The organism is Rhizobium sp. 10N427, from assembly GCF_056394605.1.
The window spans coordinates 1-11,224 of sequence record NZ_JBFTID010000030.1 but is presented as its reverse complement, the minus strand read 5'-3'; the positions used below and the strand labels follow the sequence as shown (position 1 = coordinate 11,224).

Annotated in this window: 9 protein-coding genes and 1 pseudogene; all 10 read left to right on the top strand. The window is 61.4% G+C overall.

The features are described from left to right. The first annotated feature begins 398 nt into the window (after nt 1-398). Nucleotides 399-737 (top strand): hypothetical protein, encoded by a 339-nt coding sequence (locus AC1DIJ_RS30755; protein WP_112390939.1) that lies wholly within the window; start codon nt 399-401, stop codon nt 735-737. Between the two features lie 139 nt (nt 738-876). Then, a complete protein-coding gene (locus tag AC1DIJ_RS30750) occupies nt 877-1,083 on the top strand; it encodes a hypothetical protein (protein WP_112390942.1) in 207 nt (68 codons plus the stop codon). Between the two features lie 175 nt (nt 1,084-1,258). After that, nucleotides 1,259-2,065 (top strand): pseudouridine synthase, encoded by an 807-nt coding sequence (locus AC1DIJ_RS30745; RefSeq protein ID WP_112390938.1) that lies wholly within the window; start codon nt 1,259-1,261, stop codon nt 2,063-2,065. Between the two features lie 14 nt (nt 2,066-2,079). Further along, nucleotides 2,080-2,766 carry a phosphoribosyltransferase gene (locus AC1DIJ_RS30740; protein ID WP_112390941.1) on the top strand — a complete coding sequence of 229 codons (687 nt, stop codon included), beginning with the start codon at nt 2,080-2,082 and terminating at the stop codon, nt 2,764-2,766. A gap of 115 nt (nt 2,767-2,881) precedes the next feature. After that, nucleotides 2,882-4,627, top strand: coding sequence for an SLC13 family permease (locus AC1DIJ_RS30735; RefSeq protein WP_112390937.1), 1,746 nt, complete (start codon nt 2,882-2,884; stop codon nt 4,625-4,627). Nucleotides 4,628-4,702: 75 nt separating this feature from the next. Continuing rightward, complete coding sequence (locus AC1DIJ_RS30730) at nt 4,703-5,647, top strand: phosphoribosylaminoimidazolesuccinocarboxamide synthase (RefSeq protein ID WP_112390936.1); 945 nt, start codon at nt 4,703-4,705, stop codon at nt 5,645-5,647. 96 nt (nt 5,648-5,743) lie between these two features. Next, entirely contained in the window at nt 5,744-6,346 is a 603-nt protein-coding gene (locus tag AC1DIJ_RS30725; RefSeq protein ID WP_112390935.1) for a TetR family transcriptional regulator, read from the top strand. A 155-nt stretch (nt 6,347-6,501) separates the two neighbouring features. After that, a complete protein-coding gene (locus AC1DIJ_RS30720) occupies nt 6,502-7,722 on the top strand; it encodes an efflux RND transporter periplasmic adaptor subunit (RefSeq protein WP_112390940.1) in 1,221 nt (406 codons plus the stop codon). A 46-nt stretch (nt 7,723-7,768) separates the two neighbouring features. Then, nucleotides 7,769-10,876, top strand: coding sequence for an efflux RND transporter permease subunit (locus AC1DIJ_RS30715; protein WP_112390934.1), 3,108 nt, complete (start codon nt 7,769-7,771; stop codon nt 10,874-10,876). A gap of 156 nt (nt 10,877-11,032) precedes the next feature. Further along, a pseudogene (locus tag AC1DIJ_RS30710) lies at nt 11,033-11,224 on the top strand (efflux transporter outer membrane subunit); the annotation flags it as partial.

The following is an 11,224-nucleotide window of genomic DNA, read 5'->3' as shown; positions in this document are numbered from 1 at the left end:
GCCAACCTTCAAGAAATCCTAGAGCGAAAGACTTCGTCGCCTGCAGCGCCGCCGCCCTCGTTCAGTGACGCGGCTTATACGGCTATCACCCGATAACAGTCAACAGCACCCAACAAAGTTTTTTGACATTTTTGTAACAGATTGATTTGAAAAGAGGATTCTCGTGTGAATTATTCACAGTCTCGCCCTTTACAGCGCTCTCCCGCCGAAAATCTTTATCAACCGGTCAAAAAATCGCTTTCCGCCCCTCCGGAAACCGCAAAAGCCTGCGGAAACAGCCTGATCCTCACCGATATAATCCACGGAATGCTAAAGAACCGGCTTCGCAAAGCCGCCATCGGCGCGGAACCTAATCCGTCCTGCGGTGTTCTCTCACCATTGCAGGAAAGGAGACCATTATGGCAGCCAATACCGATGACATCCGTTCGTCCGTCAGCAAGGACATCGCTTCCCTCCAGCAGGAAGTGTCACGTTTGCAGAAGATGATATCCGCCCAGGGCGCCGAAGCCTATTATGAAGTCCGCGACCGCGCCGGCAAGGCGTATGACGACGCGCTTCCGAAGGCCAAGAATGCGGTCGCGCAGATCCGTGCCGAAGGCGTTGCCGCAGCAGGTGCGGCCCGCGAGCACCCGGCAGCCACCACCACGGCGCTGGCGCTTGTCGGCGCGCTCGGCTTTCTCGCCGGCTATCTCTTGAGCGGCCAGCAACAGCCGCCGCAGCGCAACTGGTGGCGCTGATACCGCGACGCACAATAACTATGACTTTTTACGGACCTTGGTGATCTTAAATTCGCCAAGGTCCGTAAATACTTATGTCTTATAAAAACCTATTTTTAATGCCAGATATTCAAGCATAATAAGGAGGGAGGAAATGATCATGGAAAACAGGAAGACGAACTGCATCGTCGAGGTCAGCGTCAATAGCGCAAACGGCCGTCGCGCGATCGGCATCATGAACATGCAGCAGGCTCTCGACCTGCCTGAAATGGCAAGTCTGTCCTATACGCATCCCGACCCTGTGAAGGCTGCAGCCGGCATTACCATCAGCCGTCAGGAACTCGCTGGTTTCCTGGCCTATCATTGACCGGCACGACGACGCTCAGACTACCTTTTTAGACGGCGCTCTCCGCGCCGCTGGTTTTTGACGTCCGCTCTTATACTGCAATTCCTGAAATTCTCTGGATTTTGACCGCCCATGCTGGCGCCCGTTTGCCGTTCGTGCCAAGAACCTTCGCCATGAATGGAAGAAGGACAGCGCGTTGAAGGAACGGCGCCCACCGCAGAAACTGCGTGACCGCGCCCGGCCCGGCCCCGATGCCAGCGGCAAGCGGGTCACCCTGCCCCGCGCCCTGTCGAAGCTCGGCTTCTGTTCCCGCACCCAGGCGGAGCGTCTGATTGCCGACGGGCGGGTGCTCGTCGACGGGCGCAAGATCACCGATGCCAGCGCCTGGGTCGATCTCTCGACGGCCAAGATATCGGTCGACGGCACGGCGATCGCCGCCGAAGACAAGATCTACCTGATGCTGAACAAGCCGCGCGGCCTGGTGACCACCCGCCACGATCCCGAGGGGCGGCCGACCGTCTACGACTGCCTGAAGGATTTCGACGCCCCGCATCTGTCGCCGGTCGGCCGTCTCGACAAGGCCAGCGAAGGCCTGCTGCTGTTCACCAACGACACCAAATTCGCCCAGACGCTTCTCGACCCGATCACCCACGTGACCAAGACCTATCATGTGCAGGTCGGCAGGATCATGGATGGCGAACTTCTGGCGGAGATGACCTACGGCGTGCGCCATGACGGCGAGTTGCTGAAGGCGACCTCGGCAACACTGCTGCGCAGCGGCGATCGCAACTCCTGGATCGAGGTCGAACTCGACGAGGGCCGTAACCGCCAGATCCGCCGCATGCTGGAGGCGCTCGATACGGAATGCCTACGGCTCGTGCGCGTGGCGATTGGCGGACTTGAGCTCGGTGAATTGCCGAAGGGCGCCGTCCGGGCATTGACCGAGACCGAGCTTCGCGATCTGCGCCGCCGCACCGGCATGGAAAAGACAAGACGGGATTGAACCGCAGCATGACCATGGCCCCCCACGACTTCTGGCAGGAGATCCACGGCCCCGGCAGCTTCGAAGCATCCGGCACTTTCACTGATTTCTATGTTGCCGGGCTCGAGGACGGCCGGCAGCTTCGTCTGCCGATCCGCATGCTTGCGGATGGCGAACACGCGCTGGCCTCGCTGATCGTCAACCAGGCGAGCTTTACCGTTCTTGATACGCTGGCCGCGGCGCTGGCAGCAAAGCTTGCAGCCTTCGAACCCGACGTGATCGCCGGCCTGCCGACGCTTGGCCTGACGCTTGCAGCAGCCGTCGCCCAGAAGCTCGGCCATGCGCGCTATGTGCCGCTCGGCACCTCCCGCAAATTCTGGTATCGCGATGAGCTGTCCGTCGAGCTCTCGTCGATCACCACGCCCGGCCAGCAGAAGCGTCTCTATATAGATCCGCGCATGCTGCCTTTGCTCGAAGGCCGCCGTGTCGCCTTGATCGACGACGTCATATCGAGCGGCGCCTCGATCGTCTCGGGCTTGAACCTCCTTAGCGCCTGCAGCATCGAACCTGTGGCGATCGGTGCGGCGATGCTGCAATCGGATCGCTGGCGAGGCAGGCTGGCAGCAATGGGGCCGCATTGGCCGGCCCGGACGATCGGCGTGTTTTCGACGCCGATATTGAAAAAGACGGCCGACGGCCGCTGGCGCGTTCCGGCTCCCTGATCACCGCCGCCAACGCGGCCGATCCTGAGGATTATGCGATCTTTCTCCCGCCTCTCTCTATACAGCCGCGCCCGGACCGCTACATTCGGCTGACGGTTGCAACGCGAGCCTGCCCATGAATGTCGAGCAAGCCTCTCTGCTGGTCCTCCTCGCTGCGATGCTCGTTCTGTTTTCTCTCGATCGTTTCCGCATCGAAGTCGTGGCGATCGGCGGATTGCTGGCCGGATTTCTTCTGAAGCTCTACCCGGCAGAGGCGGTCTTTTCGGGCTTTGCAAGCCCTGTCGTCATCACCGTTGTCGAAATACTGCTGATCGTTCAGGTCCTGGCGCAGGCGAAATTCTTCGACGGGTTGGCCCAGCGTTTTCAATCGGCCGGCTGGCCGAATGCCGCTGTCATCGCCGCACTTGCGGGGATCACCGGCTTCATCTCGATCTTTATGAACAATATCGGCGCCTTCGCCATCATGCTGCCTGCGACCCTGCGCGCCGGAACGGTGCTGCAGATCCCAAGGCGCCGGCTGGTCATCCCGATTTCCTTCGCCGCACTGCTCGGCGGCCTGGTGTCGCTGATCGGCACGCCGGCCAATCTGCTCGTCAGCGATGCCCTGTCAAAGGCGACGGGAACTGGGTTCCGTTTCTTCGATTTCGCCTATGCGGGCTTGCCGGTGGCAATTGCCGGGATTCTCCTTGTCTCCGCCCTCGCCGTCCGGCTGTTCCCGGAAACCGAAGGCGACGTCTCGGCGCCGCCGCCCGCGACCCGCCGCATCGTCGCAGAGCGAGAAATCCCGGTCACCTCGCCGCTCGCCGGCACACGGCTGGCCGATTGCCCCGAGCGTTTCGGGCTGCAACCGCATGCTTTGATCCGCGGCGGCACTTTCGTCTTCGGCAGCCTGACGCAATCGGTGGTCACTGCGGGAGACATACTGCTTGCCGAAGGTGCTGACGCCGTCTTTTCGGATCTGGAGGCAGAGGGAGCCCTTGCGGCACCCATCCATCCGAACGGGCTGCAGACCGATTTTGCCCGCAGCGAGGCCGTCGTGATGCCCGAAAGCACGCTGATCGGCTCGCGCATCAGCTCGCTCGACGTCTTCCGCAATCGGGGCGTTTCGGTCACCTCGCTCTCGATGCGTTCGCCACGCATCGAAGGCCGCTTCGAGGATCTGCAGCTGTCGATCGGCGACATCCTGGTTCTGGAAGGCACGCGGGATGCGATCTCCGAGGCGCTCGAGGAATGCGAATGCCTGCAGCTGGCGACGCAACCGGCAACAAGCAGCGTCAAGGGATCGTGGCGCCCTTTCGCGATCTTCGCCGCCGGTGTCGCACTCTCGGCCTTCGGCCTGCTGCGGCCCGAGATCGCCTTTGCCGCCGTCGTCTTCGCACTGGCCGTGACCCGCTTTCTCAACATCCGCCAGGCAATGGCCGATATCAATTGGCCGATCGTCATCATGCTGGCCGCAATGATCCCGATCGGCTCGGCGGTGGCGACGACTGGCACCGCCGAAGTGCTGGCACACTGGCTGAGCCTCGCCGTGCCGATTTCGATGCCGATTGCCGGTATCGCGCTGCTGCTCTTCATCGCCATGGCGCTGACGCCCTTCGTCAATAATGCTACGGTCGCGATCGTGCTCAGCCCGATCGCCCTGGAATTCGCCGCTGCCGCCCATCATCCCCCGGCTGCCTATCTGATCGTCGTGGCCGCCGGGGCCTCGCTGGATTTCCTGACGCCCTTCGGCCATCACAATAATACGCTGGCGATGAGCATCGGCAGCTACCGGGTTTCGGACTTCCTGCGCGCCGGTGGCCCACTCGCACTGCTCGGATATATAATGACGGTGCTGATCGTCGCGGCCGTCTGGCTTTGACCGCCATTTGCTTGACATCGCCCGCAATGAAACTAGAGCAGGGATGAACCCCTCCGACAAAGGAATGCTGAGCCCGTGCGAATCCTATCCGAAGCCCATTTCCCCGAACTGCCGAACTACTACCGCGGCAAGGTGCGCGAAAATTACGATCTTCCGGATGGCAGCCGCATTATCATCAGCACCGATCGCCTCAGCGCCTTCGACCGCATCCTCACCTGCATTCCCTACAAGGGCCAGGTGCTGACGCAGACCGCCCGCTACTGGTTCGAGGCGACAAAGGACATCTGCCCGAACCACGTCATCGCCTATCCCGATCCGAATGTCGTCGTCGGCAAGCGGCTTGACATCCTGCCGGTCGAAGTCGTAGTGCGCGGCTATCTGGCCGGCACCACGGGCACGTCGATCCTCACTCTTTATAAGAAGGGCGAGCGCCAGATGTACGGCATCACCCTTCCCGACGGCATGCGCGACAACCAGATCCTGCCGGAACCGATCATCACGCCGACCAGTAAGGAATTCGATGGCGGCCACGACGCGCCGCTGACACCCGCCGAAATCACCGGCAAAGGACTGCTGACGCAGGAGCAGTGGGACACGCTGTCGAAATACGCGCTGGCGCTCTTTGCCCGCGGTCAGGAAATGGCGGCCAAGCGTGGCCTGATCCTCGTCGACACCAAATACGAGTTCGGCACCGACGCCCAGGGCAACATCATCCTCGCGGACGAGATCCATACGCCCGACAGCAGCCGCTACTGGCTGGCCGATAGCTATCAGGCCGCATTCGAAAGCGGCGGCCGCCCGACCAGCTTCGACAAGGACTTCGTCCGCGCTTGGGTCGCCGACCGGTGCGACCCCTACAAGGACGAGATCCCGGAAATCCCGGCCGATCTGATCGAGCAGACCTCGGCCGTCTACATCAAGGCCTATGAGGCGATCACCGGAAAGACCTTCGTCCCCGATGACAGCGGCGAAACGCCCCTCGCCCGTGTGCGCACCAACCTCGCGCCCTATTTCGCCTGAGCATCTGAGCCCGGCCTGCAGAGATGCTTGCAGGCCGGGCTTCGATCGCGCTAGCATTGAATGAAAGCGAGCCGGCAAAGACCGGCAGGGGGCTGAATGGCACGCAGGCCGCGACGAAAGGCCGAAGAGACTCGCGCCGACATCCTGTCGATGGCAGAGATGCTGTTTCGTGAACGGGGCTATGTCGCCGTCTCGATCGCCGATATCGCGACCGCCCTCGGCATGTCGCCTGCCAATGTCTTCAAGCATTTCCATTCCAAGACGGCGCTGGTCGATGCCATCGCCGAAATCCATCTCGGAACGATGGCCGACCGCTTCGGCTCCGTCGACGGCGAGATGCTGCCCAAGGAGCGGCTGCAGCGTTTCGTGCTCCGCCTGCTCGACAGCCATCTGCAGGATATCAAGGACAACCCCTATATCTTCGAGATGGTCCTGACGACCATCGAAGCCAAGTTCGAGGCGGGAAACCGCTACCGGGAGCGGATCGAGCAGAGGCTCCAGCAGATCATCCAGGATGGTGTCGCCTCCGGCGCCTACCGCTGTGCCGACCCGCATCGTGCCGCAATCACCGTCGCCGACGTCCTGGCGTGCGTCCTTCATCCGGTGCTGATTGCACGCGATGACAAGGACACGCTCGTTCACAAAGCACACGATATCGTTTGTTTTGTTGATACCGCACTGCAAAATAGCGCTTGCTAAGTGACGATTCCTGACATACGTCACTTCGGAAAGCTTTTCTTAAATTCGGATTGATGGCATTTGAATCCGGATCAACCAGCCTTTTAATATGTCGCTTGTTGCCGGCCGGAAGGCTGGTCCGGTCTGTGAATGCCATCTGCATCAAGGAATTCAGAATGATACGGCGTGCCCTCCTCATCACCTCGGCTCTGGCAATTGGCGGACTGCTCGCAGCCTGCAGCGATAGCGGCAACAAGCAGGGAGCCGCCGGCGCTGGCGCGGCAGGGGCTGCCCAGCAGACTTCGCCCGTCGGCGTTGTCGCACTCACCAAGGCGAATTACCCGGTGACGACGATCCTGCCCGGCCGTGCCGAAGCCTTCCAGACCGCAGATATCCGCCCGCAGGTCAGCGGCATCATCCGTGAAATCGCCTTCCGCGAAGGCGGCGAAGTCAAGAAGGGCGACCTTCTCTACCAGATCGACGATGCACCCTATATCGCCACGGTCGAGCAGGCTACGGCGGCGATTGCCAAGGCGGAAGCCAGCGTTCCGAGCGCCCAGAGCAATCTCGACCGCTACCAGCGCCTCGTCGGCAGCGGTGCGACACAGATCGAATATGAAACCGCCAAGACGACGCTGCTCCAGGCCCAGGCTGAAGTCGCCTCCGCCAAGGCGTCGCTGGCTTCGGCGCAGATCGATCTCGACCACACCAAGATCGTCGCTCCCTTCGATGGCGTCATCGACCAGACCGCCTACAATGTCGGCAACGTCGTCGCCGCCAACCAGACGACGGCGCTGACGACGGTTCGCCAGCTCGACCCGATCTACATTTCGCTGACGGAATCGAGCACCAATCTCCTGAAGCTCCGCGATGCGATCGCATCCGGTGAAGTGAAGGGTGAAGGCGCCAACGTCGCCTTCCGCGTCATCCTGGAGAATGGCAAGGAGTATAATCAGAAGGGCAAGCTCGATATGTCGAAGCAGATCGTCAGCGAGACGACCGGCACCTTCATCATCCGCGTGCTCTTCCCGAACCCCGACCGCGTCATTCTGCCCGGCATGTATGTCCGCGCCACCGTCGAGCTCGGCTCGGAAAACGGCTATGCGCTGCCCCAGCTCGCAACCAGCCGCGATGCCAACGGCCGCCTGACGGCGCAATTCGTCTCGGCCGACGGCAAGGTCGAAAGCCGCGTCTTCGAAGACGCGACTCCCTCCAACAACGCGTGGCTCGTCACGCAGGGCATCAAGGACGGCGACCAGCTGATCGTCAGCGGTCTGCAGTCCATTACGCCAGGCATGCCGGTGAAGCCGGTTCCCATGAAAATCAATGAAAACGGTGTGGTCGTGGCTGCTGAGCAGCCTGCGGCCGGTGACGCTCAGAAGCCCGCCGCGAAGTAAGTCGCGACGCCTTTCACAGTGATCCAAGCCGCACAGGAATAAACTGATGGCCAAGTTCTTCATCCGACGCCCGATCTTTGCGTGGGTCATCGCGATCACCATCATGCTCGCGGGCCTGCTCGGCATCTATACGCTGTCGATTTCGCAATACCCTGACATCGCCCCGACCACGGTGCGCATCAACGCCACCTATCGCGGCGCCAGCGCCGAAACCGTCGAGAAATCGGTGACGACGATCATCGAAAAAGGCATGACCGGCCTCGACGATCTCACCTACATGACCTCGACCTCGTCGACCGGCTCGGCCAGCATCTCGCTGACCTTCGGCAACAGCGTCGATGCCGATATCGCCCAGGTGCAGGTGCAGAACAAACTGCAGCTGGTCCAGTCACAGCTGCCGGGAGACGTCATCGACGCCGGCATCAGTGTCACGCGCTCCACCTCGAGCATCCTGCTCGTCGGCTCGCTGGTTTCGACCGATGGCAAGCGCTCCTCCGTCGATCTCGGCAACATCGTTTCGAACTCGATCGAAGATCAGGTGCAGCGCCTCGAAGGCGTCGGCAGCATCAATATCTTCGGTTCCGGCTACGCCATGCGCGTCTGGCTGGATCCTTACAAACTGCAGAAGTTCCAGCTGACGCCAAGCGATGTGACCTCGGCCATCGAGGCGCAGAACACGCAGGTTTCCGTCGGCTCGCTCGGCGCTCAGCCGACCACCGAAGGCCAGCAGCTGAACGTCACGATCACCGCCCAGAGCCAGCTGACGACGGTCGCCGATTTCGAGCACATCATCCTGAAGGTCGAGAAGGACGGATCGACGGTGCGCCTCAGCGACGTCGCCCGCATCGAGATCGGCCAGGAAAGCTACGGCGGCTCTTCGCGCTACAATGGCCAGCCCTCGACCGGCTTCGCGGTCAACCTGGCGATCGGCGCCAACGCCATCGATACGGCCGCCCGCGTCCGTGAATCGCTCGAAAGCATCAGTGGCTCGCTGCCCGAAGGCGTCGAAATCACCTATCCCTACGACACGACGCCCTTCGTCGAGTTGTCGATCGAAAAGGTCGTCCACACCCTGATCGAAGCGATCGTGCTTGTCTTCGTCGTGCTGCTGATCTTCCTGCAGAACCTGCGCGCCACGCTGATCCCGACGATCGCCGTGCCCGTCGTTCTGCTCGGGACCTTCGGCATCCTTGCGGCGACAGGCTATTCGATCAATACGCTGACAATGTTCGCCATGGTTCTGGCGATCGGTCTGCTCGTCGACGACGCCATCGTCGTCGTCGAGAACGTCGAGCGCATCATGTCGGAAGAGAAGCTCTCGCCGCTCGAAGCGACCGAGAAGTCGATGGGTGAAATCACCGGTGCCATCATCGGTATCGCGCTGGTTCTGACCGCCGTCTTCATTCCGATGGCCTTCTTCGGCGGCTCGACCGGCATCATCTACCGGCAGTTCTCGATCACCATCGTCTCGGCGATGCTGCTGTCTGCTCTCGTCGCCATCGTGCTGACGCCGGCGCTTTGCGCCACGATGCTGAAGCCGGTCAACGAGCACAAAAAGAACCGCGTCGGCGACTGGTTCAACCGCAACTTCACCCGTTCCACCAACGGTTACGTCCGCACCATCGGCTACCTGCTGAAGCGGCCGGTCCGCGTCATGCTGTTGTTCCTGATCGTCGGCGGCGGATGTGCCTATCTGTTCACGAAACTGCCGAGCTCCTTCCTGCCGCAGGAAGACCAGGGCGTATTGCTGACAATCGTCACCACGCCGCCAGGCTCCACCTCTCAGCAGACCCAGGCCGTCGTCGAGAAGGTCGAGAAATATTACCGCGAGAACGAGAAGGACGCCGTCGATTCGGTCTTCGGCGCCCTTGGCTTCGGTTTCAACGGTTCGGGCCAGAACAGCGCGATCGTCTTTACCAAGCTCAAGGACTTCTCGCTGCGCACCGACGAGAACCTGCATGCGCAGGCCGTCGTCAACCGTGCGCTTAAGAACTTCTTTACCATCCGCGAGGCGCAGGTCTTCGCGCTGTTGCCGCCGGCCATCCAGGGCCTCGGCGTATCCAGCGGCTTCTCCATGTATCTCGTCGATACCGGCGGCCATGGCACCCAAGCGCTCGATGCGGCATCGAAGCGGCTGATCCAGATGGGCAACAGCAGCGGCAAGATCGTCGCTCTGCGCAGCAACAACAAGGAAGTCGAACCGCAGATGAAGATCATCATCGATCAGGAAAAGATCGGTGCGATGGGCGTCGATATAGCCTCGGTCAATTCGATGCTGTCGATCATCTTCACCGGCCGCGACGTCAACGACTTCACACTGAACGGCGAGATCAAGCCCGTCTACGTGCAGGGCGACGCGCCCTTCCGCATGCAGCCGAGCGATCTCGATCACTGGTATGCCCGCAATACGGCTGGCGAAATGGTGCCCTTCTCCGCCTTCACCACGACGGAATGGGCAAAGGGCGCCCCCTCGCTTGCCCGCTTCAATGCGGTCAGCGCCATCCCGCTCGACGGCGCCTCGGCGCCGGGCGTCAGCTCGGGTGACGCGATGAACGAGATGGAAGCGCTGACGGCGCAGCTGGGCGGCGGCTATACCGTTGCCTGGCAGGGGATTTCCTATCAGGAGCGGCTCTCCGGCTCGCAGGCGCCGATTCTCTACGCGATCTCGATTCTCGTCGTCTTCCTGTGCCTTGCAGCGCTTTACGAAAGCTGGTCGATCCCGTTCTCGGTGATCATGGCCGTACCGGTCGGCGTGCTCGGCGCGCTTGCTGCGGCAACGCTCTTCGGCCAAGCCAACGACGTCTACTTCAAGGTCGGCCTGCTGACGACGATAGGACTAGCGGCGAAGAATGCGATTCTCATCGTCGAGTTCGCCAAGGACCGCATGGAGACGGGGATGAGTCTTCTGGAGGCGACTCTCGAAGCGGCAAGGCTGCGCCTGCGGCCGATCATCATGACCTCGCTCGCCTTCATCCTCGGCGTCGTGCCGCTGGCGATCGCGACCGGCGCCGGCTCGGCAGCCCAGAACGCCATCGGTGTCGGCGTTCTCGGCGGCATGCTGGCGGCAACCGCGCTCGGCATCTTCTTCGTTCCGTCCTTCTTTGTGGTCATCCGCAGGGTCTTCTCGCGGCGCAAAAATGAGGCGGGAGTGTGATAAAAATACACTGCCAGAATGGCTGACTCATTGATACATTGCCGCGGAACTGCTTCGGCATGGTGTATCTCGTTGGCACGGAGCGCGGCCGATTGCGAAGCATGATGCTTCGGACAAGAAATTTAGAACTTGGTCGAGTTACAGGAAGAACATTGCATGGTATCTCTTCGTTATGCCACACCGGCATTGATGCTTTTGTTGGCCGGCTGTGTGAGCGGTCCGGATCATGTCCCCCCGGAGATGCCGCTTCCCGCGAAGTTCGGTGAAGGCGGGGTCAAGAGCAATGGTGATGTTGCGACCGCCCAGTGGTGGACGGCCTATCGCGATCAGCGGCTGAATTCGCTGGTG